This is a genomic window from Schaedlerella sp., from assembly GCF_056796775.1.
In genome coordinates, this window is sequence record NZ_JBQIKP010000043.1 from 15,085 (window position 1) to 37,939 (window position 22,855).

Here is a 22,855-nt window from a genome sequence, read left to right on the forward strand (position 1 = left end):
ACTGCAGAAAATAACCTGAACAGATTGCGCAGGATAGATTCTGAGTGTCCGCATATAGGATCCGTTGTATCAAGCAGGAGGCGTTGAAAGGAGTGCTGTCGTGAAGTATGTAGAAATCCCTTATGTGAAGAAGAAGGTCTCCCGCATTTTGTACGGAACCGCCGCGCCGCCGTTTATGCAGGGCGGGGACGGGAACGACCTGCTAGACGCCATGTATGCCCTGGGAATCAATACATTTGATTCGGCGCGGGTGTACGGCGGGGCGGAAACGTCTTTGGGAAAATGGATAGAGGAGCGGAAGATGCGGGATAAGGTTGTCATCCTTTCCAAATGCGCCCACCCGGATCCGTCCGGAAGAAAACGGGTCAATGAAAAGGAAATCCGGGAAGATTACGCAGTGTCCGCCGGGGAGCTTCGGACGGATTATATCGATATCTATCTGCTGCACCGGGACGACCCGGAGGTACCTGTGGGAGAGATTGTGGAACTCCTCAATGCCATGCATGAGGAAGGCAAGATCGGTGCGTTCGGAGGTTCCAACTGGACTCACCGGAGGATTGCTGAGGCGAATGCATATGCCAAAGAGCACCATCTGATCCCGTTTACTGTATCCAGCCCGCATTTCAGCCTGGCGGAGCAGGTTCAGGATCCATGGGGAGGCGGCTGTGTGACCATCTCCGGTCCTTCCAACGGGGCCGCGAGGGAATGGTACCGGAGCCAGGGGATGCCGGTGATTGCCTATTCCAGCTTGTCCCACGGGTTTTTATCCGGAAGGGTGAAGAGCGGGGAACGCGAAAAAGCAGGCCAGATCCTGGATGAATTTGCCATGAAGGGGTATGGCTGCGCGGATAACTTTGAACGGCTGCGCAGATGCGAGGAACTGGCGGAGAAAAAGCAGTGTACGGTGTCCCAGATCGCCATGGCATGGATCTTCCGGCAGGAGCTGAATATGCTGGCTGTCGTCAGCACGTCCAGTGCGGAGAGGATGCAGGCCAATATTGACGCCATGTCGATGAAAATGAGTGAGGAAGAGGCGGCGTATCTGGATCTGCTGTAATAATCGGAAGGGGAAGGATCATATAAAAATAAAAAAAGATTAAAATATATCTAAAAAAAGCATGAATTGATCATTGCAAAACTATTTTGCAGGGTGTACAATAAAATACGATTTTTGCGTTGTCGCGTTAAGGCGATGATGCGGAAAAGGAGTAGGGATATATGACCGGTCAGGAATTTCTGGAAAAGGTCCTGGCTTCCTACGAGGAAGCGTTTGACATTACCCGTCCTTTTGACGCGGGCGGAGACATTTATGATGCGTATGCGGCATTCAATGTGACTAGCGCAAAGTATGTCCTTGTAGAAAAAGCGGAACTGTGGCGTGCCAGCTGCTATGAGCATACATTTTTTAAATGCTGTCCGTCCTTTGCGCCGGAGCTCCTGGATGGGTTCCGCCGTAAGATCGAGGAATATATTGAGCCGGAGATTGTGCGGCAGGGCAGGGCCTGTATGGAAAAAGACCATATGTATACCTTTATCACGGGAATTTTTATCTGTGAGGACACTGTCCCGAAGGAATGGAAAAAGCAGATTAAAACATTCCGGTTTTTTAAAAACTACCGTTTCGGGATCCGCGGATATTCGGAGGCAAGGCTTCTGGTATTTGACATGAAGAACAGAAAGGTCATGGGGAACCGGGCGGCAGGACAACTGGTAAAGGGGTACAAAAAGGCGTTCTGACGCGCGGCCGGATGTCCTTTGAGTATACAAAAAAATAGGAGTGATGATCATGAATGCAGTAATTATTTTGCTGGCGGGGATTGTGGTCCTGATCGCGGCGTACGTTACATACGGAAAATGGCTGGCAGAGCAGTGGGGCATCGACCCAGCGAAAAAGACCCCGTCCCACGAGCTGGCGGACGGAATGGACTATTGTCCGGCAAAGGCGCCTGTGCTGATGGGGCATCATTTTTCCTCCATCGCAGGCGCGGGGCCGATCAACGGGCCGATCCAGGCGGCGGTGTTCGGATGGGCGCCGGTGCTTTTGTGGGTTCTGATCGGCGGTATCTTCTTTGGAGCGGTGCATGATTTCGGCGCGCTGTTTGCGTCTATCCGCAATAAAGGGCAGTCCATCGGTGAGGTGATTTCCGAGAGTATGGGGACTAAAGCGAAAAAGATATTCATTATCTTTTCCTACCTGACTTTGATCCTGGTGGTCGCGGCATTTGCTTCTATCGTGGCGAATACATTTATGGCAACCTATACGGAAGCGGGAGAGGTGGATTACGCGGCATCCGCGGCAAATGCGTCTACGGCGATGATCTCGATTTTGTTCATTGTGATCTCTGTCGTATTTGGAATCCTTGTATACCGCAGAAATGCGCCTCTGGCCGTATCCACGGCGGTAGGAGTTGCCGCGATCGTGGTCTGTATGGCGGTGGGACTGAATTTTCATCCCTTCTATCTGAGCAATAAAGTATGGATGGTCATTGTTGGGATCTATATCCTGGTGGCATCAGTGACTCCGGTATGGATCCTGCTCCAGCCGCGGGATTACCTGAGTTCGTTCCTGCTTTACTTTATGATGGGCGTTGCTGTGGTCGGTATTATCGGAGCAGGGCTCACCGGAAATGCATCCCTGGATATTCCGGCGTTTACCGGGTTTACGGATACCCTTGCGCCTACAGGCGCTTCCCTGGGAAATATGTTCCCGGCCCTGTTTATTACCATTGCCTGCGGGGCAATCTCCGGTTTCCATTCTCTGGTTGGCTCGGGAACCACTGCAAAACAGCTGGACAATGAGAAGGATGCGAGGCCAATTGCCTACGGAGGAATGCTGATCGAATGCGCGCTTGCGCTGATCTCCCTGTGCGCGGTAGGCTATGTGTGGCAGCGTTATTCCGGCGGAGAACTGGTCGTTCCGACCAATGTATTTGCCACGGGAATCTCGGAGATGTGTGCGACAATCCCGTTTTTGAAAGGCGCCCAGAGCGTGATCTTCTCCATGCTGGTGCTGGCGGTGTCCGCGTTCTGCCTGACCTCCCTGGATACGGCGACCCGTCTGGCCCGCTATATGTTCCAGGAATTCTGGCTGGATCCCGGAGAGGATATCAAGCAGGCAGAAGGCTATAAGAAGATCCTGACCAATCCTTATGTGGCTACGGCCATTACAGTGGTGCTCGGCGTAGCGCTGGGAATGACAGGTTATGCGAATGTATGGCCGCTGTTCGGCGCCGCGAATCAGCTGCTGGCGGCTCTTGGCCTGATGGCAGTCGCGACCTGGCTGGGCAAAATGGGCAAGAACAACAAAATGTTTTTTATCCCGATGGCATTTATGCTGATCGTGACGATCACATCCCTGTGTCAGACCATTCTGAAGAATTTTGGAAATGTGACGGCAGGAGCGGATCCGATGTGGAGCGCGATCCGGCTTGTGATCAGTATCCTGCTGGTGGCACTGGCGATCGTAATCGCAGTGGACAGTGTGAAGACGCTGGCAGAGCAGGGGAAGAAAAAATGATAGGAAGCCGTCCGGAAAGCAGACCCGGGCGGCAGTTTTATTTCCGGGAAAGGGCAGACATGCCTGCATGCGCGTTCGAAATCACCCGCGTCCTCTGCAGATTCCTGGGCGGTTCCTGAAATTCTGCCTTGTAGGACCTGGAAAAGGTGGAATAATCCCGGAATCCGGCGGCAAAGCAGGCTTCCGTGATGGGAGTCCCCTCTTCGATCAGATCCCGGGCCAGGAGGAGCCTGCGGTAGGTGATATAGCTGCCGATGGTATATCCGGTCTCGGCCTTGAACAGGCGCATCATATAATATTTGCTGATAAAAAATATATCCGCGAGGCTGTCAATGTCCAGGGTATCGGTCAGGTGGGCATGGATGTAGTGCAGGATGGCGATGACCTTGGAGTTGTACCGCTCCGTGTCCAGAAATTCGATCCGTTTCTTCAATGCTGCCCGATTCAGCTGGATCATGAATTCCAGGAACAGAAGCTGACGGTAGAGGCTGCTGGCGTATTCCGTATCGTGGAAGGACTTTTCCAGACGGTTTGTGATCTTGAACAGGGAGCTTTTTTCCAGGGAAGGGATCCGAAGTACGTGGGAATGCTCCTCCTTTGCTTTTTGAAAACAAAAGCTCAGGTCATATTCTTCATTTTTATAATCCGCCATAAAGCCGGGGGAGATATAGACGATGATCCGCTCGTAGGGCACGGAGCTGTCCACCTGGATCCGGTGCAGATCGTTTTTCTCCACCAGCACGATATCGTAAGGCTCCAGTTCATAAGTCTTTCCTTCTATATAATACTGTACGTTTCCGCGGATAAAGATCGTGATTTTATGAAACTCGTGATAATGGAATTCATATTCCCTGGCCAGCTGGTCTGTCAGGTGAAAGATGCGGAAATCGCTGTTCAGATAGCCTTTTTTTTCATAGTTTTCCATGGAAATTCCTCCTCAAACTGCGGCTTTACCGGCCGGAACTGTGCACAATCCCCTCCGGTTTTGGATACCATCGTATGCAGAAAGGCTGCCAGTGGCAGGCTTTCTGTATGTGCCGCCAAACTGAAAATCGTTCCGTGCAGTCATTTTTATTATATAGCAGGATTTGCAATGTTTAAAGCATTTCTTACGTATTATTTGAAAAAAATGCTTGCTATAATATACAAAAAGGCAGATTTGGGGCGGTAGAGACTGCGTTTGCGGATGGATCACATTTGGCAGTGTAAAGTATCGAATGAAAAAATGATACGGGAATTGCCGCATTAAAAATCTGCTTCGCAGATGGCGGGCAAGTGGTTACACTCAGCAGGCAATCAATTTGCCGCGCAAATTGGTTACATTATTTAAGGGAGGTATGACGATGAAAACTGTAGTAGAACGCTATCATGGGCTGGGTAATGATTATCTGGTATTTGATCCGAATAAAAATGAGCTGAAGCTGAATCAGAAAAATGCGGCGATGCTCTGCAACCGGAATCTGGGACTGGGATCCGACGGAATCCTGGAAGGGCCGTTTATCGGGGAGAAGCACATGTCCCTTAAGATTTGGAATCCGGACGGGAGCATTGCGGAGAAGAGCGGAAACGGGGTGCGCATTTTTGCAAAATATCTGAAAGACGCAGGATATGTGCAGAAGAAAAAATATCATCTGCAGACAGACGGCGGGATGGTGGAGATCGCTTATCTGAACGAGGACGGAAGCAGGCTGCGCATTTCTATGGGCAGGCTGTCCTTCTGGAGCGACGAGATTCCGGTGACCGGGGAACGCAGGGAAGTGATCAATGAAGACATGGTATTTGGAAATATGTTCTATCCGGCAACCTGCGTCTCGGTGGGGAACCCCCACTGTGTCATTCCCATGGATGAGATCTCGGAAGAACTGGCGCGGAAGATTGGAAGCGTCTCCGAGACGGCAAGATATTTCCCGGAGCGGGTGAATACGGAGATCATGAAGGTCATAGACAATACCAATATCGCGATCGAGACATTTGAGCGGGGCGCCGGCTATACCATGGCAAACGGAACCGGAGCCTGCGCGGCGGCGGGTGTGGCATATAAGCTGGGGCTGACGGGCAATAAGGTGATTGTCCATATGCCGGGCGGAAATCTGCAGATCGAGATTGACAACGACTGGGAGACCTATATGACCGGAGATGTATTCTATGTGGCGAAGATCAGCCTGAGCAGTGAATTTACGGAAAAGCTCCGGGCGTTATGAGAGGAATGAATGGGTTGCATTGGCCGGATGCGGTTACTCACACCCTGACCAATCACCACGCTGATTGGCCGGGAGGATGCACAAAAAAGAATCTCTTGTTGCAGAGATTCTTTTTTTGTGCTACCATGGCTATAACAATTCGAAAGATATGGGACTGTTAAGAATTAATTTTGCATGGAGGCAGCACAAGAAGATTCAGATAAATCAGATGCAAAGATTCATTCTTTCACAGTTCCGAGGGAGAATATATGCTGATTGAGATAGATTTTAACAGTGACGAGGCGATTTATATCCAGCTTCGAAATCAGATCATTCTGGGAATTGCGACTTCGATGTTTCAGGAGGGGGATTCCCTGCCTTCGGTCCGCCAGCTTGCGGAGACCATCGGAGTGAATATGCACACGGTCAATAAGGCTTATGCCGTATTGAAGCAGGAGGGCTTCATCAGCCTGGACAAGAGACGGGGCGCGGTGATCTGCGTGGATATTGACAAGATCAAGGCGCTGGAAGAGATGCGGGAGCAGCTTCGGCTCGTACTGGCGAAGGGCTGCTGCAAGAACATTACCAGGGAAGAGGTGCATGCGCTGGTGGATGATCTTTTTGACACCTACTCAGGGATGATCTGAGAAGAAAGGCAAACGCGGAATATATACTGCGTGCCAGATCGTGCCTTTTGGCCGTGTATGCACCGAGAGCACTGCATTATGATTATATAGGGAGGAATTTATGCGGAATCAATATACAAGACAGGCAGAGAATGTCATCAATTATGCGGAAATGTCCGCAAAGGAAAAGAAGCATCCATATATTGGAACAGAGCATCTTCTGTTGGGGCTCTGCAAGGAAGTGACCGGAGTGGCTGGACAGGTTCTTGCAAAGCACGGGGTGACGGAGGAAAAGCTTCTGCAGCTCATGGATGAGCTGATCGTACCGGCCGCAGAGGAGCCGATCACGCAGCGCCCGCAGAAAAGCCCGAGGTTTCAGTATATCCTGGAAGACAGCCTGCGGGAGGCAGGGCATTTCCATATGGATAAGATCGGAACAGAGCATCTGCTGCTGGCCATCATCCACGACGCGGATTGCGTGGCGGCCCGGATCCTGACTACGCTGAATGTGAATATCCAGAAGGTGGTTCAGGATATCCTGTTCGCGGCAGGGATGGATCCCAGAAGCTATCAGGAGGAGCTCCAGGACGACAGAGGCAGGAACGGTGCGGTGGAGCAGTTCTGTAAGGACATGACGGCAGAAGCGGAGGACGGTAAGCTGGATCCGGTCATTGGACGGGAAGAAGAGATCTTCCGGCTGATGCAGGTCTTAAGCAGGCGCACGAAGAACAATCCCTGCCTGGTAGGCGAGCCGGGGGTAGGCAAGACAGCGGTCCTGGAAGGGCTGGCGCAGCGTCTGGCCTCGGATATGGTGCCGGAAAGCATGAAAGGAAAGCGGATCTATACGCTGGACCTGCCCGGACTGATCGCAGGCTCCAAGTACCGTGGAGAATTTGAAGAGCGGATGAAGGCACTGATCTCGGAAGTGGAGTCAGATCCCAATGTGATTCTGTTCATGGATGAGCTTCATACGATGATCGGCGCCGGCGGCGCAGAGGGCGCCATGGATGCCTCCAACATCCTCAAGCCCGCGCTGGCAAGAGGGGAGCTGCAGATGATCGGAGCCACCACTCTGACGGAATACCGAAAATACATTGAAAAGGATGCGGCACTGGAACGGCGTTTCCAGCCGGTTACGATCGAAGAGCCTACCAAGACCCACTGTCTGGAGATCCTGGAGGGCTTAAAGGAAAAATACGAAACCCATCACCGGGTCACCATTAGAAAGGATGCCCTGGAAGCGGCCGTACACATGTCGGAGCGCTATATTACGGATCGTAACCTCCCGGATAAGGCCATTGATGTGCTGGATGAGACCTGCTCCAAGGTCAGCCTGAAGGGCTACAAGGTTCCAGAGAATCTCTCCAAGCTGGAGGACTCCCTGAAAGAGCTGATCCGGCAGAAGGAAGAGAGCATCATGGCCGGTGATTTTACGGAGGCCCATCTGATCCAGAAGGAGCAGCAGGCGGTGGAGAAGAAGATCGACGCCACGCGGAAGCGTTTTGATAAGAAAAATGAGTCTCAGCATCCGGTCATAACGGAACAGGATATTGCGGAGGTGGTGTCCGCATGGACCAAGATCCCGGTGTCCAAGTTGGAGGAAAGCGATACCCAGCGGCTGAACAAGCTGGAAAAGGAACTCCACAGGCGGGTCATCGGCCAGGACGAGGCAGTCAGCGCGGTGGCAAGGGCTGTAAAGCGGGGGCGTACCGGTTTGAAGGATCCCAGAAGGCCCATCGGTTCCTTCCTGTTTTTAGGTCCTACAGGCGTAGGGAAGACGGAGCTGTCCAAAGCGCTTGCGGAGGCTTTATTTGGAAACGAAGATTCCATGATCCGGGTAGACATGTCCGAATATATGGAGAAGCATTCCGTTGCAAAGATGATCGGGGCGCCTCCCGGATATGTGGGACATGGGGACGGCGGCCAGCTCAGCGACCGGGTTCGTACCCATCCTTATTCAGTGGTGCTTTTTGACGAGGTGGAAAAGGCGCATCCGGATGTGTTCAATATCCTTCTGCAGGTGCTGGATGACGGACATATCACGGATTCCCAGGGAAGAAAGGTGGATTTCAGCAATACGGTCATCATCATGACCTCCAATGCCGGGGCCAAGGCCATCATCGACCCGAAGAAGCTGGGATTTGCCGTGAAGGAGGACAAAAAGAGCGACTACGAGCGGATGAAGCAGAACGTAATGAGCGAAGTGAAGCTGATCTTCCGTCCGGAATTCTTAAACCGGATCGATGAGATCATTGTTTTCCATCCGCTGGATAAAACCCATATGAAGCAGATTGTGACCCTGATGGTCAAAGAGTTTACAGCCCGGCTGAAGGAGCAGATGAACATCACGCTGACCCTGCGGGAATCCGCAAAGGCCCATATCGTAGAAAAAGGAACCGACGCAAAATACGGGGCACGTCCCTTGCGGCGCGCGATGCAGACCGAGCTGGAGGATAAGCTGGCCGAAGCCATCTTGACCGGAGAAGTAACTCCTGGCACCCAGGTAGAAGCCGGAATAGCCAAAAAGGAGATTAAATTTTATCCAAAACAAATAAATGAGTAGAAAATGCGGACGGAATATTATATAATATAGACAACAGGCAGCGGCAGCAGACGCAGGAGTGCGTTAGCACGGCTTTTGCGAATGGATGAGCAGGTTGGAGGCTCCTTAGAGCATCCAACCGTACAGTTTTACGGACAATACAAAAAAGTAGACAGTCTTGTCCGGAACCGCTGCGATACACAATATAAGTTTTTCTTAAAATACCCAGGAGGACATTGACATGGCAAGAGTAGAAGAATTGTTACGTACGGAAAAGGATGGGACGATCAGCTTTGGAGATTACACACTGGCATCGAAGACAAAGCTGGATAATTTCGAATTTGAAGGCGATCTTTATAAAGTAAAAACATTTTCAGAAATCACCAAGCTGGAAAGGAACGGCATGTTCGTGTACGAATCCGTCCCGGGCAGCGCGGTGGAGAACTTCAAGGCAACCGATACAGAGGTGAATTTCCAGATCTCCGCTCCGGAGGACGTGAACTTTACGCTGGAGCTGCAGCCCGAGAGTGAGTATGAGGTGCTGATCGGCGGCGCGTCGGCAGGGAAGATGAACACAAACTTAAGCGGAAAATTGAGCGTCAGCGTTGAGCTGGGGGGAGATGAGAGTACGGAGGTCAGGATTGTGAAGATGTAGAGGGGAGCCAATCTGTATGAACCAAAAGACGTATAATGATGTTATGAGCGGAAAAAGTGATAATAATATCCGCTTTAATGATTTTCGCAATTTAATTGTAGATTTGGGGTTTGATTTTATTCGTCAAAATGGTTCACATATGCAATATTTTCATCGTGAACTCAAGGCTTTCATGAATATTCAAAAGGATGGGGCGAAAGCTAAGGGCTATGAAGTAAGACAACTTAGAAAGATTATGTTGAAATATGGATTATAGAGGTGATAAAATGTCAAAATATTCTGTGTTGATTCAATATGATAATATTGATGATATTTATGTGGCAAGCATTCCGGAACTACAGGGGTGTATGGCGCATGGGAGGACACAGGAGGAAGCGTTCAGGGAAGTGAATATTGTACGGGATATGTGGATAGAGACAGCAAAGGAAGAGGGAGTACCGATTCCGGAACCTGCATTATTTAACGATATAGTGGTTTAGGATTTAAAAGGCGTGGAGCATAGGATAATGAAAAAGGCTTTACGCCTTTTCTATATATGATGATGCGTGGGCCAAAGATTGGGGTTATAGATGCGGGAAATTGAGGAAACGTCGATTTAGAAAGGAGTGTGCCGGCAAGAATGGGAATAAAAGTACAGTGAGTATTTCGGGTTTACAGATGAAGAGGTGGATGCGTTATATCAGCGTTATATAAAACTGGAGGAAAATCCAAAGGTGTCCCGCAATGATCTGAGACTCTGGTATAACGGTTATCAGACAAAGTCAGGAAGAAGGTTGTACAACCCCCGCTCGGTAGTCGGCGCGCTGGAATACAATCAGATCGGGAGCTATTGGACAAATTCCGGGCCTTATGATGAAATCTATTATTATGTAAAAATGACACCGCCAATATGCGCGAAGATATTGCGCTCATGATGAGCGGAACACCGGTGCCGGCAAATGTACAGGAATATGCTTCCGTCTCCATGGAACTTAAGACAAAGGATGAGATTTTTTCAGCTATGGTTGTATACGGCTTTTTGAGCTATGCAGATGGCCGTGTATCAATCCCGAATAAAGAATTGATGGATAAGTTTGCGGAAATGGTAAGGAAAAGGCCGGATTTCGGCTATATCTACCGCCTTGCGGTAGAATCCGGTAAGATGCTGACGGCGACGAAAAAAGGTGATACCGATACGATGGTTGAGATTCTGGAGCGTTGCTGCGAGAACGTTTGAAATAAAAAGTGGAGTTGCCGAATCTATGGAAGGATGTGGATCCTTCTGAATGCGGCAGCTCCAATTTGTTATACCCAAGGGCATCCCACCATGGCCATTCGGCCGCTTCACGAGGTATACTTAGAATCTGACGCAGAGTGCCCTGCTCTGCGACAATGTACCGGAATCGCCCTGCTGGCAGAGCTTTCTAAAAATTGACTGCTTAATCTGACTGCGCAGTAGAAAAGCAGTCCGCTGTTTTTAAGCGGCGCATGTTTTCCCTTTTTAAATTGATGTTCGGATGTACATACCGGTCAAGCGTTACGGAAATATTTGCATGTCCGAGCACCTCACTTAAGGTTTTTACATCAAAGCCGACTTCGATGCAGCGTGTCGCAAAGGTATGGCGCAGGGTATGAAAATGTACATTTTCTATACTGCATGCCGCTGTGTATTTCTTTAAATACCTTTGCAGATTTCTGGGTTCCATGCAGTTCCCATTTCCGGTCAGCACAAAATACTCCGGGTCATCCGGGTAAAATTGTCTGCAAAGTGCCGAAATATCCGGCATAAGCGGGATGGTCCTCCGCAACTTGTCGCTTTTGGGCGAGCCGATCATCAGGATTGTTTTTGTCTTTCCCTGAGAATTGATATCCTTGATACGCTGTACGGTTTTGTTTACACAGATGATCTCCTCGTTGAAGGAAATGTCCTTCCAGCGCAGAGCGCAGATCTCGCCGATCCGCATTCCGGTGCGAAGTGCCAGATAGACGGCAAACCTTCCCGCGTCCATCCCATTTGACAAATATAAAACCAGCCTGGATTCTTCCTCTTTGCTCAATACACGTACTGCTTTGGGAGATTCACGGGGATAGATCACTTCGACATGGGATAATGCTCCGTCAATCTGTTTATTAATATAGGTAAGGATAGAACGCATAAAAGTCAGGATATCACGCACGGATTTTATAGAGAGTTCCTTTTCATTGATCAGATGTTGCGAAAAAGCGGATAATTTTTCCGTTGTAATATCTTCGGGATACAGATTTCCCAAATAAGGTTTCACATGTTTTTCAATCCCGTATTGATATTTTACATAGCTGGACATTTTTAACTGTGTGCTGCGAAGATCCAGCCAGCTGTCACAATAAAACGAAAATTTTTCCGCTTTTACCTCAGGCTTCGGAACCGTTCCGCTTAACAGCTTCGCCCTAGCTTCCGCAGCCTTGTCCTTAGCTTCCATATAGGTTTTGCCGTAGCAGAACCCATATTTGATCTTGCCGCTTTTTTCACGGGTTTTGATATACCGTGCCTCCCAACGGCCATCCTTCCTTTTGAAAATATTTTCACCCTTTGCCATACAAGTACCTCCTGTGTTTTGCTTTGTCCATAGTGCCAATATTAAATGTATAAGAGTTTATACACTTTTTATATAAAATAATGACTGCCAAACAGACTGCGTGGGGCTCTCAATTTACAAAAATTTCATATATAGACGTGAAGCTGGAGATAGGAAATATATATTAGTATTGAAAATATATAAAATTTGTGTTAATATTTACTCAATATCATGGGCAGGGGGTTGCCGCAGAGCAGGGCACTTTACGTCTTTCCGGCAAAGAAGAAATCATGAGAAGAATTTAGCAGATCAACGACAGGACAAATGGACAGGGTAAACTTTTTCTAAATTTAGGAAGGATACCCCTTTTTAGTGTACAGGGAAATCACCGGGAGTCAGGAAAAAGATTATTTTAAGATGAGGATGGCGAAGAATAATGAATGTATTATTAATTGGCGGAGCCAGCAAGGTCATGGATACCATGATCGACAAACTAAACAAAAGCAATCACCGGATCTATCTGTTGACAGGGCAGAAGGGAAAGGATAAAGAATGCGGTATTTCCCGTAAGAGGGTTTTTGAGAAGTATGATTTTCTATATGACAGTGAGAGCGTCAAGGATGTGATGGAGAGTGTCAGGCCGGAGATCGTGCTATTCATGGGCGCATATGATACGAATTTTGAGTGGAAGCACCATGGAAGGACAGAATCGGTACGTTATACATCATCCTTGATCAACATCCTGTCGGCATATTCCATGCTTGGAGGCGGACGTTTTGTATATCTTTCTTCTCAGGAGGTATTCAGCAATTCCTATGCCAATGACATTCCGGAGACAGAAAAGGTATCTCCCAAGGGTTTTAAAGCACTGGCTGTAGCACAGGGCGAGGAACTGTGCGGCAACTATCGGAACATGCAGGATGTAGATACGGTTGTTCTGCGGTTGGATCAGGTATACAGCGTGCCGCAGAAGGGACAGGAGGAAAGCAATCCATGCTACAGGATGTGCCTGGAAGCATTGAAGAGAGGAAGTATTTCCGCAAATGGCAGAAACAGTTTTTCCATGCTGTATGTAAATGATGCGGTGGAACTTATTTACAAGGTCATGACGGCGGAACAGGTTGGACAGCCCTGTTATCATATCTCATCGATGGAAGAGATCAACGAGATGGAGTTTGCACAGATCATCATTGAAAAGATGGGAGCGGGCATTACCATTACGGATCAGTCTGTGGGAGAGAAGTACCGGCACATACTGGACGGAAGAAACTATCAGAATGAATTTGGACAGCGGATCTTTACCCACTATCCGGAAGGCGTGGGAGAGGTCGCTGCGTATATGAAGCGTTACAGTGACAGCTTCCTGAAATCCGAGGACGCAGGGGGCGGATGGGGAGGCAGGCTGCTGCACGGTACCAAAGTAGCTGCGAAAAGTCTGCTCCCGCTTTTGGAGAATCTGATCTGCTTTGTCATATTCTACATATTGTATGACCGGGCAGCAGGAAGCCAGTATTTTGGCAGACTTGATTTTTATCTGCTGTATGTATTGCTGTTTGCGGCAATCTACGGGCAGCAGGAAGCAATCTTTTCCGCGTTGCTCGCCTCCGTGGGATATTGTTTCCGGCAGACGGACGGGCATATACAGTTTGAAATCCTGTTGGATTATAATACATATGTCTGGATGGCACAGCTGTTTATCGTAGGAATGGTGGTAGGTTATATTCGGGATCGCCTGCGTCATACACAGGACGATAAAGAGGAAGAACTGGGATATCTGTATGAAAGGATTGAAGATATATCAGAGATTAATGACAGTAATGTCCGGATGAAACGGAACTTTGAAGCACAGCTTGTCAATCACAAGGACAGCCTTGGAAAGATTTATGAGATTACCTCCAGCCTGGAAAGGTATGAAACCGAAGAAGTGCTGTTCTATGCAGCGCAGGTGCTGGGGGAACTGATGGACAGCCGGGATGTGGCTTTATATATCGTAGCCAACAGGGACTACGCCAGACTCTTTTCCGCAACCTCTCCAGAGGCGCGCAAGCTGGGAAATTCCGTAAAGTATACGGCTATGGGTGATATGTACCATGAGCTGAGCAATGGCCGGGTCTATATTAATAAGAATATGGAGGCAGAACTTCCGCTGATGGCCAGCGCCGTATATGCTGAGGACGAGATGCAGCTGATCCTGATGGTATGGGGCATTCCGTGGCAGAGGATGACTCTGTCAGAGGCAAATCGGCTGACGGTGATCGGAACATTGATCCAGAACGCGTCCGTACGCGCCAGCCGTTATCTGGAAAGTCTGAAGGGCCAGCGCTATATTCAGGGAACCAGCGTACTCAACGAGGGTGCATTTACGCAGCTGGTGAAGGCATTTCTTGATGCCAAGAGCAAAGGCCTTACAGAATGTACGTTGGTAGAGATCGTGACAGGTTATCAGGGGTATGAACAGGCTTCCACATTGCTGGAGAGCTGCATACGTCAGACAGACTATATGGGGACTATGGAGGGCGGAAAGCTTTATATCCTGCTTTCCAATACGGATCTGGAGAATGCGGAAGGCGTCCGGGATCGTTTTCGGAAGCTTGGCTATGAGAGCCTGCTAAAGGAGGTCTTGGTATGACACTGACAAGGGAAGAGCATTTGTTCGTAATGATCCTTGTGATCAATCTGGCGGTGGCAGCGGCCTATCTGATATGCGGACTGTTTATTGCCGTGCCCATCCGGAAAAAGAAGAATGAAGAAGCGGAATTTTTGTATGATGGCAGGAAAACCTACATCATCCGATTTTTTATCATGGTGTTCTGTCCTGTGGTTGCTCCTGTATTTTTCTTCGTGACCCACCTGCTGTATCTGACAATTTTCAGATTCCAGGTAAATCTGGAAGATGTCATTTTTGATAAAAGCCGTGTGAAGACACAGGTAAAGGCCAATGAAGAGCGGGAACGCAATGTGATCCCTGTAGAAGATGCCCTTGCAGTCAGTGATGAGAAGAATCTGCGGGTGGCCATGATGAATATCATCAAGGGGGATATGCAGGAATCTCTGTCATCGGTGGCCTTGGCTTTGAATTCGGAGGATTCGGAATCGGCACATTATGCGGCTTCTATCCTGAGCGACAGACTGAATGAATTTCGTATGGGTGTACATAAGCTGTACCGTCAGATGAAAGAAGATCAAGGCTCTGAGCAGATAGAATACGAAGTGGCACTGATCGCTTATATGGAGGATTTCCTGAGTCAAAGAGTTTTCATGGATCTGGAGCAGGATCGGTTTGTACGAATGCTGGAAGAGGCTATGGAACTGCTCTATGAAAAAAATGCTTCCAGGATTACTCCGGAGTGGTATGAGGGTCTGTGTATGCGGCTGCTGGAAAGCAGGGATTTTGAAAATGTGGAAAAATGGTGTATTAGATTAGAAGAACAGTACCCAAATGAATTGTGTGCCTATACCTGCAGATTAAAATTGTATTTTACCGTAAAAAACAGGGATGCATTTTTTCAGACACTCAACGCTTTGAAGAATTCGAACATCACCATTGACAGTGATACGCTGGAAATGATCAGGATTTTCAGCTAAGGAGAGAAAAAAATGATATCACGTTGGAATTATCTTGCCATCACGACAGTCATGCTGGTTGTATTTTTTCTGTTCCAGTTTACCAATGTTGCACTGGAAAGCTGGGATGGTTATGAAGAAAATTCATTTTATCAGGACCGGGACGAACTTCTGGGAGAGAGCAGTGCTTATAAGTCCGAATCCGGAGAGTCAGAGGCTGGAACTGCCACTGAGAACCCCAGGGAACGGGTGGTTTATATCGGAGCCGGGACAGGGAACATTGAAGATGTTGTACGTACATGGACGACATATACAAAGCGCAGTATGGCCAGCTATGAATCGTTGGAGGCATACGAAAAAGCTGAGCAGAAAAGCAAGGCTTCCTCTCCGGAAATGCTCATCTTAAATGCAGAGGATATGGACTGGAACCAGAAGGAATTGTGCAGTAGCCTGGAAGCATGTGTAGATGCAGGGATTGATCTGGTATTCTGCAATCTGCCGGAGGTGTCCGTAATCAAAGACAATGCCCGACTGAGGAAGCTGTTGGGGATTGAAAAAGTAAAGGAAGAATCCGCGAAGCTGGAAGGCGTTTATTTGAAAGAAGGATTTCTGCTGGGAGGCGAAGCTGTATACCGGGCAGAGGATGAGGAAGAGAATGAGAAAAGGCAGGATATGGAACTGACATTTCCATATTATACTCTGGGTAAGAACGCAGAGACTTATGTGCGGGGAATTACGAAAGAATTATTGGAAGAGGAAGAGGATTATCCGGCGGTGATCTGGAGAAACAGCTTCAACAAAGCGCATGTGTTCGCGGTAAACGGCGGATATATGGAAGATGTCACAGGCATGGGACTTCTGACTGCTATGGCCTCCAGAATGAATGACTATGAGCTTTACCCTGTGGTGAATGCGCAGAATATGGTGATCGTGAATTACCCGGGATTTGCGTCGGAAAATAATGCGGAGATCAAAGCACGCTATGGCCAGACGATGTCAAGGCTGCTGCGGGATGTCGCATGGCCTTCGATCGTGGCTGTGTACCGGCAGAATACGCTGGGACTCTCCTGTATGCTTACTCCGCAGTATGATTATGAGGATGATTCCTTTCCAAATCAGACTGAGCTTAAGTATTACATGAGACGTATCCGGGAGCGGGGAGCGGAAGCCGGCCTGTCAGGAAGCAGTATATCCGACATGGAGCTCCGCAGGAAGCTGACCGAGGATCAGCGGTTCATGGGAAAAGAGCTTCCGGATTATCGTTTTTCTTCTTTTTATGCAGGCAGTCTGGAAGAGAAAGAGGTCGAATCTGCTTTAAATGAAGAGATTTTGGAGCCTGTACGGACGGTTGTTGCAGATTATCACGGAGAAAATGATCTGATCGGATACCAGACAGAGGATATCACCAGACAGAGTACGCTGTCTGATGGAACGGAGCATACTTACCGTGAAGATTTTCGTATGCGGAGCGTTCAGACCGTATTGGGATACAGCAGCGTGCGGATGGACATGGGGCGGGTTGCATATCCTGAGGGCGAGGAGGACACTCTGGAAAAGGTGCTTTCTGAATTCGGTGGCAATATACAGTATTACTGGCAGAATTTCAAAGGATTTTCAGGGACTACCGTATCAGAATGCGATGACAGGATCCGGAATTTCCTGGCATTGGATTATACGGACAGCCGAAAGGACAATGTGATTCATTTGAAAAGTAATGCAGGCAGTTCTGTATGGTTTGTATTGAGGACCCAAAATGAAAGGATCACCCATGTAGACGGAGGAAGCTGGAAGCAGTTGGAAGACGGAGCATGGCTGATTGAAGCAGAGAATTCGGATGTAAAGATAGAATTGGAGTAAGAAGATGAGAATCTGTATAATAGCGGAGGGATGTTATCCCTATGTGGTGGGAGGTGTATCCAGTTGGATACACAGCATGATCTGTTCTTTTCCAAAGCAGGAATTTGTGATCCAGACTATTGTGGCAGACCGTTCGCTGCGGGGAAAGTATGTATATGAACTGCCTCCGAATGTGACAGAGGTACATGAGGTATATCTCAACGATTCTGACTGGGGCAGGAAAAGAATGCGGAAGCACCGGATGAATAAAAAGGAATACCAGGCTTTGCGAAGCCTCCTGCTCGGCCAGAAGATAGAGTGGGAAGTACTATTTGATTATTTCCGAAAACATCAGGTGTCTCTGAACGGTATGCTGATGGGAAAGGATTTTCTGGACGCAGTGACGGAACTTTATCAATTGAACTACAGCCAGGTTGTATTTACAGATTTTCTGTGGATGATGCGTTCCATATATCTGCCGTTGTTTACAGTGCTCCAGGCAGAGCTTCCAAAGGCAGACTTGTATCATTGCATCTGCACAGGATATGCAGGCGTGTTGGGGAGCATGGCAAAATATTTCCATGGCGGACGTATGCTCATATCCGAGCATGGGATCTATACCCGCGAACGGGAAGAAGAGCTGATCATGGCAAAATGGGTCAAGGATATCTATCAGAATATCTGGATCGAACAGTTCTACAAGATGTCCAGCCTTGCATACGAAAGGGCGGATATGGTGACCAGCCTGTATGAACACGCAAGAGAGCTTCAGGTGGAGCTGGGCTGCCCCATCGAAAAGACGATGATCGTGCCGAATGGGATCCGGGTAGAGGATTTTCAGAATCTTCCGGGAAAGACAGAAGAGGATCAGGGAAAGATCAATATCGGCGCAGTACTGCGGGTGACTCCGGTAAAAGATGTCATGACTCTGCTGCAGGCGTTTGGATTTGCAAAGGAAAGAGAGCCGTCCTTGAAGCTGTGGATTATGGGATCCTGGGAGGAAGACGCGGAGTATGCGGAAGAATGCTTTGGACTGGTCAGAACGATGGGGATCCCGGATGTGGAATTTACAGGCAATGTCAATATGCGGGAGTATTACGGTCGGATGGATATGACGGTTCTGACCAGCATCAGTGAGGGGCAGCCGCTTGTCATCCTGGAAAGCTTCGCGGCCCAGAAACCAGTGATCGCGACCAATGTAGGAAACTGCCGGGGGCTGGTTCTTGGGGAATATGATGATTACGGCGCGGCAGGTATGATCACACGGATCATGAACGTGGAGGAAATTGCATACGCCATGACTGCACTTGCAAGGAATGAAGAGATGCGCATTCAAATGGGAAAGAATGGATACCAAAGAGTCTTGTCTCGCTATCAGCTTTCCCATCTGCAGGATGCCTACAAAAAAATATATAAGGATTTTGCGGAAAGTATGCAGCTGGCCTGGGAAGAAGAGGGGCAGAAGGCAGCAGAAGAGAAGCCGCAGCCGGATGCAGACCGCGGGAGGAATTAGAGGATGGCTGGTGTAGGAGTAAAGCTGAATCGAATATTTGAAAAGAAATCTATAGCAGCAGATCTGGTAGGATTTGTGTACAGCGTTGTGATCACGATCGCCCCCATGATTGTGATCATTGCGAATATCCTGCTGATCGGCTGGAAACTGGGCTTTAACGAGGAGGCATATCTGACTCGGGAGCTGTTTTCCTGTACAATACTGTATACGTTTATCTTCGCATTGCTGGTTGTAGCTCCGTTCAATGCCGTGCTGTCCAAATATATGCAGGACGCTATTTATGCGGAGCGGTATGAGGACATCTTGCCATGCTATTATGTCGGGCTGCTGATGACAATGGTTCTTGGCTGCTTCATCGGGATTCCATTTTGCCTTTGGGAGCATTTTGTGGGTGGGGTAGAGGTCTACTATGTATTTACCGGATTCTGTGCCTATATTTCCATGATACTGGTATTTTATTCCATGGTATATCTGTCCATCTGTAAGGACTATGAGAGAATCTCTATTTTTTTCCTGATCGGTATGGCAGGAGCGTTTATCCTTGCATGGGTACTGAAATATAGATGCGGATGGAATACGGCCTACAGCATGTTGTTCGCGCTGACATCAGGTTTCTTATTGATCGGGATACTGGAATTTGCGGCTGTGAAGAGATACTTTGCCAGAAACAGCAATCGTTTTCTGCCTGTACTGAAATATTTTGTAAAATGGTGGCCGCTGGTAGTGACGAATTTTTTCTATATCCTGGGGCTGTATATTCACAATTTTGTGTTCTGGACATCGGAATCAAGGATGGTAGTCGCAAAGAGCTTTGTATGCAACCAGCCTTATGATATGGCGACTTGTCTCGCCATGTTTACGAACATCTCAGCAACCGTGATCTTTATCACCCATGTGGAAATGCACTTTCACGAGAAATATAAGATTTATTCCGAGGCCGTGATCGGTGGAAAGAAAAGTGATATCGAGAGCGCCAAGCGGCGGATGTTCCGCCAACTGGGAAGCGAACTGATGAATCTGATGCGTGTACAGTTTATTATATCCGTAGTGATCTATTTACTGTGCATCGTGGTACTGCCGCAGTTTGGGTTCGCAGGGTCGGTTATGCAGATTTATCCCTGTCTGGCAGCCGGATATTTTATCCTGTTTTTGATGTATGCGGCGATTCTGTTTCTTTATTACTATAATGATCTGACAGGAGCAATCCTGACGACTCTGAGCTTTTGCGGAGTAACCTTTGTGTGCAGCTTATTTTCCATGCAGCTTATAGAGATCTGGTATGGTATGGGAGTAGTATTGGGCTCCTTTACCGGATGGACGGTAGCCTACATACGTCTGCGCTGGGTTGAGCGGCACCTGGATACTCATATATTCTGTCAGGGGATGCTTCTAAAGCAGGAATTTGCTCCAAGACCTTCGGGATTGGTATATCGGCTCCAAACAGAAGAGAATAAGGAACATAAAAAATCCGGAATCATAAAATGATGAGAAGGGGGCAGAGATATGGATACGGTGTATTGGATGATAGAATACGGAAAAGTATTCTGTGGATACCTGTTTCTGATGTATCTCTGGCCCTCAGTTGTGTTTTGCGGGTATTTGAAAAATAAAACAAGGACATACCGCTTCAGCTTCTGCGTCACTGTACAGGTTGTGATTGTCAATACGGTTGTTCTAGCGCTTGGACTTTTTCATATATTGAACCGGCTGACAGTGGTTCTTGCGTTTTATGGTATATTTATCTGTGTGTTGGTAAAAAGGCTGGTATATTTTTTCTATTCCAGCCCCCGCTTTTCTGGGATAGAAAAAAGGAAATATCGTCTGCGGCATATTCGGCTGAGAATGAAAGAGCGGTTATGGGAAATCGGGAGGAAAATCAGCCCTTTTGTCTATAAATACGGTGTTCTTGCGGCTGTTCTTATATTTGGAATGACGTATTTCTCCTATGGGGCATTCCAGATTCATTCTTACGGCTGGGGAGATTTGTATGCGCATCACGAATGGATCTACGGATTGGTTCAGGGCAATATTTTTTCAGACGGCGTATATCCGGAAGCAATGCACTGCTTTATCTATTCTATGAGCATGCTCTTTGGCATCCGGGTTTACAGTATTTTACTGTTTCTGCAGGGAATCCATGTTTCAGTATTTCTGGTGTCTGTGTACCTTCTTTTGAGAGAGGTGTTCCATTGGCGGTATTCACCGGTGTTTGTATTGGTGCTGTTTCTGTCTTTAGATGTAGTCAGTGCAGATTACGTCTACAGTATGTTCCGTCTGCAGATTACACTTCCGTTGGAATTTGGCCTGCATACACAGTTTTTATGTGCTTTGTATCTTATTCGCTACTTAAGGGAAGCCTCCAATTTCATCAGAAAAGGAAAGACATCAAAATTTTATTGGGATGAAAACCTGTTTTTATTTATGATGTCTCTTTCGGCTTCAATTGCCATCCATTTTTATGTGACGATTATGGCATTTATTCTTTGTCTCTCCTTCGCTTTGTTCGCATTGAAAAAAATATTCAGCCGGAACTACCTGCTCCCGCTGTCGGCCAGTGTGGTCTGCGGATGTGTGATCGCGATTTCGCCTATGGCAGGAGCGCTGGCTTCAGGAATCCCCTTTAACTACTCGATCCAGTGGGCTATGGACGCAATGGACGGGGAACAGGCCAGGCAATGGCAGGTGGAAGAAAAGGATCCGGTGGAAGCTGATGAAGAAGAAGGCGTGGATGTCCAGTACAAGGGGATTGGTCTGAGCCAATGGAAAGAAGCTGCGGAGAATGGGATTAGTGCTATTGAAAAAATAATCGCCGGAATATATAGGAAAGGATATAAGACACTTTATGGCGATATCCGTTCGAGATGGATCCTGGGAGTGACAGGAATTCTGATTGTGCTGTGTCTGTTTGCGGGACATTGGAAAGATAGATGTTTATACAGATTCTGCTGCGGATATCCGCCGGTCATTTTGTTTACATTTATATTCATGCTGCTGTTTGCGGCACCTTACATGGGGTATCCGGACCTGGTCTCGGACTCTCGTTTTTGTTCGGCGGGTCGTATGATGATACTTGCCGTTATGGTCATGCCTGCGGACCTGCTTTTTTCCTGGTTGACTCGTTTTTTTAAAGAATCTGTTCTGGGGAGGGTGTCTGCCTTTTTAACAGCAGGAATTTATGTGCTTACGGTGCTGACAGGAAATTTTCGGGGATTTTTATTTTATGAGTTATCGCGGTATAATTCCGTTGTGGAAGTGACAAATTCTATTATAAGGGAATTTCCGCAGTACAGTTATACAATCGTGGCACCTACGGATGAACTGTATCCGGTCAATCTTTATGGGTGGCATGAGGAGCTTCAGATGTTTGTTGAAAAATGTTCTGACACAGAATATACACTTCCGTCAGAATATGTGTTTATCTATGTGGAGAAGAAGCCGCTTCTCTATGCGCAGGCTCACTTTTTTGAAGGGCCGTTCTGGATGGGACAAGAGAAGTATTCTGAGATATACTGGAAGAAATATTCCAAAAAATTTCCGGACAGCGGTGCCAGCCAGGCTCCGGAAATAAAAACCTCGGAAATCTCTGATGCCGCGGCACAAAGTGATATCGTGGAATCGGAGAATGAGTGGTTGTCCTATAAACAGCTTGAAAATCGTACAATTCTGGAGTCAAAGGCATATGAATGCTGTCAGTGGTTTGCAGAAACATATCCGCAGGCCATGAAGGTCTATTATGAGGATGAAGATTTTGTCTGTTACTATTTCAGGCAGAATACAGGAACACTATACCTGAATTATTCACGGAATAACGGCATCAACTGCTGAAACCCGCATGGTTACTGTATTTTAATTGAATATTGCTTTTCACTTATTGAGTGAATGGAAAAA

At 47.9% G+C, this 22,855-nt stretch carries 19 protein-coding genes; 17 read left to right on the plus strand and 2 right to left on the minus strand.

Annotated elements, in window-relative coordinates; all coding sequences use genetic code 11:
* Positions 1-100 precede the first annotated feature (100 nt).
* The 3 genes from ACTOY7_RS16630 (at position 101) to ACTOY7_RS16640 (ending at position 3,517) form a co-directional block, all read left to right on the plus strand.
* Positions 101-1,057: an aldo/keto reductase gene (locus ACTOY7_RS16630; protein WP_160284515.1), complete on the plus strand. Its 957-nt coding sequence runs from the start codon at positions 101-103 to the stop codon at positions 1,055-1,057.
* Between the two features lie 161 nt (positions 1,058-1,218).
* On the plus strand, positions 1,219-1,737 hold the full coding sequence (locus ACTOY7_RS16635; RefSeq protein ID WP_394683285.1) for a DUF8052 family protein: 519 nt from the start codon (positions 1,219-1,221) through the stop codon (positions 1,735-1,737).
* Between the two features lie 49 nt (positions 1,738-1,786).
* Positions 1,787-3,517 carry a carbon starvation CstA family protein gene (locus ACTOY7_RS16640; protein WP_160284517.1) on the plus strand — a complete coding sequence of 577 codons (1,731 nt, stop codon included), beginning with the start codon at positions 1,787-1,789 and terminating at the stop codon, positions 3,515-3,517.
* Positions 3,518-3,554: 37 nt separating this feature from the next.
* On the opposite strand, the gene ACTOY7_RS16645 is transcribed toward ACTOY7_RS16640, so the two are convergent.
* On the minus strand, positions 3,555-4,442 hold the full coding sequence (locus tag ACTOY7_RS16645) for a helix-turn-helix domain-containing protein (protein WP_482671313.1): 888 nt from the start codon (positions 4,440-4,442) through the stop codon (positions 3,555-3,557).
* 418 nt (positions 4,443-4,860) lie between these two features.
* Here ACTOY7_RS16645 and dapF point away from each other — a divergent pair, with 418 nt between their 5' ends.
* The 8 genes from dapF (at position 4,861) to ACTOY7_RS16685 (ending at position 10,736) form a co-directional block, all read left to right on the plus strand.
* Positions 4,861-5,718 (plus strand): diaminopimelate epimerase, encoded by an 858-nt coding sequence (dapF, locus tag ACTOY7_RS16650; RefSeq protein WP_394683287.1) that lies wholly within the window; start codon positions 4,861-4,863, stop codon positions 5,716-5,718.
* Between the two features lie 248 nt (positions 5,719-5,966).
* Positions 5,967-6,344, plus strand: a complete 378-nt coding sequence (locus ACTOY7_RS16655) for a GntR family transcriptional regulator (protein ID WP_160284520.1) — start codon at positions 5,967-5,969, stop codon at positions 6,342-6,344.
* 100 nt (positions 6,345-6,444) lie between these two features.
* Entirely contained in the window at positions 6,445-8,886 is a 2,442-nt protein-coding gene (locus ACTOY7_RS16660) for an ATP-dependent Clp protease ATP-binding subunit (RefSeq protein ID WP_482671314.1), read from the plus strand.
* Positions 8,887-9,106: 220 nt separating this feature from the next.
* On the plus strand, positions 9,107-9,520 hold the full coding sequence (locus ACTOY7_RS16665; protein WP_160284522.1) for an endosialidase: 414 nt from the start codon (positions 9,107-9,109) through the stop codon (positions 9,518-9,520).
* A 16-nt stretch (positions 9,521-9,536) separates the two neighbouring features.
* Complete coding sequence (locus ACTOY7_RS16670) at positions 9,537-9,776, plus strand: type II toxin-antitoxin system HicA family toxin (protein WP_160284523.1); 240 nt, start codon at positions 9,537-9,539, stop codon at positions 9,774-9,776.
* A gap of 10 nt (positions 9,777-9,786) precedes the next feature.
* The gene (locus tag ACTOY7_RS16675) at positions 9,787-9,999 is read left to right on the plus strand and encodes a type II toxin-antitoxin system HicB family antitoxin (RefSeq protein WP_160284524.1); all 213 of its coding nucleotides are present in this window, start codon (positions 9,787-9,789) and stop codon (positions 9,997-9,999) included.
* A 186-nt stretch (positions 10,000-10,185) separates the two neighbouring features.
* Positions 10,186-10,434 carry a hypothetical protein gene (locus tag ACTOY7_RS16680; RefSeq protein WP_482671315.1) on the plus strand — a complete coding sequence of 83 codons (249 nt, stop codon included), beginning with the start codon at positions 10,186-10,188 and terminating at the stop codon, positions 10,432-10,434.
* Complete coding sequence (locus ACTOY7_RS16685; RefSeq protein ID WP_482671316.1) at positions 10,431-10,736, plus strand: hypothetical protein; 306 nt, start codon at positions 10,431-10,433, stop codon at positions 10,734-10,736. Before ACTOY7_RS16680 ends, ACTOY7_RS16685 begins: the two co-directional genes overlap by 4 nt.
* A gap of 202 nt (positions 10,737-10,938) precedes the next feature.
* On the opposite strand, the gene ACTOY7_RS16690 is transcribed toward ACTOY7_RS16685, so the two are convergent.
* Positions 10,939-12,075, minus strand: coding sequence for a tyrosine-type recombinase/integrase (locus tag ACTOY7_RS16690; RefSeq protein WP_482671317.1), 1,137 nt, complete (start codon positions 12,073-12,075; stop codon positions 10,939-10,941).
* A 415-nt stretch (positions 12,076-12,490) separates the two neighbouring features.
* On the opposite strand from ACTOY7_RS16690, the gene ACTOY7_RS16695 reads away from it, so the two are divergent.
* The 6 genes from ACTOY7_RS16695 to ACTOY7_RS16720 are packed head-to-tail and all read left to right on the plus strand — an operon-like array spanning position 12,491 to position 22,792.
* Positions 12,491-14,683, plus strand: coding sequence for an NAD-dependent epimerase/dehydratase family protein (locus tag ACTOY7_RS16695; protein ID WP_482672267.1), 2,193 nt, complete (start codon positions 12,491-12,493; stop codon positions 14,681-14,683).
* Positions 14,680-15,639, plus strand: coding sequence for a hypothetical protein (locus ACTOY7_RS16700; protein WP_482672268.1), 960 nt, complete (start codon positions 14,680-14,682; stop codon positions 15,637-15,639). Before ACTOY7_RS16695 ends, ACTOY7_RS16700 begins: the two co-directional genes overlap by 4 nt.
* A gap of 12 nt (positions 15,640-15,651) precedes the next feature.
* Positions 15,652-17,475, plus strand: coding sequence for a DUF2194 domain-containing protein (locus tag ACTOY7_RS16705; RefSeq protein WP_482672269.1), 1,824 nt, complete (start codon positions 15,652-15,654; stop codon positions 17,473-17,475).
* Between the two features lie 4 nt (positions 17,476-17,479).
* Entirely contained in the window at positions 17,480-18,967 is a 1,488-nt protein-coding gene (gene pelF, locus ACTOY7_RS16710) for a GT4 family glycosyltransferase PelF (protein ID WP_482672270.1), read from the plus strand.
* Positions 18,968-18,970: 3 nt separating this feature from the next.
* The gene (pelG, locus tag ACTOY7_RS16715; protein WP_482672271.1) at positions 18,971-20,452 is read left to right on the plus strand and encodes an exopolysaccharide Pel transporter PelG; all 1,482 of its coding nucleotides are present in this window, start codon (positions 18,971-18,973) and stop codon (positions 20,450-20,452) included.
* An 18-nt stretch (positions 20,453-20,470) separates the two neighbouring features.
* Complete coding sequence (locus ACTOY7_RS16720; protein ID WP_482672272.1) at positions 20,471-22,792, plus strand: hypothetical protein; 2,322 nt, start codon at positions 20,471-20,473, stop codon at positions 22,790-22,792.
* The last annotated feature ends 63 nt before the right edge of the window (positions 22,793-22,855 follow it).

Coding starts and splice junctions, on each gene's coding strand:
- ACTOY7_RS16700 (WP_482672268.1), top strand. CDS start 14,680: ATGACACTGACAAGGGAAGAGCATTTGTTCGTAATGATCCTTGTGATC.
- ACTOY7_RS16675 (WP_160284524.1), top strand. CDS start 9,787: ATGTCAAAATATTCTGTGTTGATTCAATATGATAATATTGATGATATT.
- pelF (WP_482672270.1), top strand. CDS start 17,480: ATGAGAATCTGTATAATAGCGGAGGGATGTTATCCCTATGTGGTGGGA.
- ACTOY7_RS16635 (WP_394683285.1), top strand. CDS start 1,219: ATGACCGGTCAGGAATTTCTGGAAAAGGTCCTGGCTTCCTACGAGGAA.
- pelG (WP_482672271.1), top strand. CDS start 18,971: ATGGCTGGTGTAGGAGTAAAGCTGAATCGAATATTTGAAAAGAAATCT.
- ACTOY7_RS16720 (WP_482672272.1), top strand. CDS start 20,471: ATGGATACGGTGTATTGGATGATAGAATACGGAAAAGTATTCTGTGGA.
- ACTOY7_RS16670 (WP_160284523.1), top strand. CDS start 9,537: ATGAACCAAAAGACGTATAATGATGTTATGAGCGGAAAAAGTGATAAT.
- ACTOY7_RS16705 (WP_482672269.1), top strand. CDS start 15,652: ATGATATCACGTTGGAATTATCTTGCCATCACGACAGTCATGCTGGTT.
- ACTOY7_RS16685 (WP_482671316.1), top strand. CDS start 10,431: ATGATGAGCGGAACACCGGTGCCGGCAAATGTACAGGAATATGCTTCC.
- ACTOY7_RS16665 (WP_160284522.1), top strand. CDS start 9,107: ATGGCAAGAGTAGAAGAATTGTTACGTACGGAAAAGGATGGGACGATC.
- ACTOY7_RS16660 (WP_482671314.1), top strand. CDS start 6,445: ATGCGGAATCAATATACAAGACAGGCAGAGAATGTCATCAATTATGCG.
- ACTOY7_RS16655 (WP_160284520.1), top strand. CDS start 5,967: ATGCTGATTGAGATAGATTTTAACAGTGACGAGGCGATTTATATCCAG.
- ACTOY7_RS16645 (WP_482671313.1), bottom strand. CDS start 4,442: ATGGAAAACTATGAAAAAAAAGGCTATCTGAACAGCGATTTCCGCATC.
- ACTOY7_RS16695 (WP_482672267.1), top strand. CDS start 12,491: ATGAATGTATTATTAATTGGCGGAGCCAGCAAGGTCATGGATACCATG.
- ACTOY7_RS16640 (WP_160284517.1), top strand. CDS start 1,787: ATGAATGCAGTAATTATTTTGCTGGCGGGGATTGTGGTCCTGATCGCG.
- dapF (WP_394683287.1), top strand. CDS start 4,861: ATGAAAACTGTAGTAGAACGCTATCATGGGCTGGGTAATGATTATCTG.
- ACTOY7_RS16690 (WP_482671317.1), bottom strand. CDS start 12,075: ATGGCAAAGGGTGAAAATATTTTCAAAAGGAAGGATGGCCGTTGGGAG.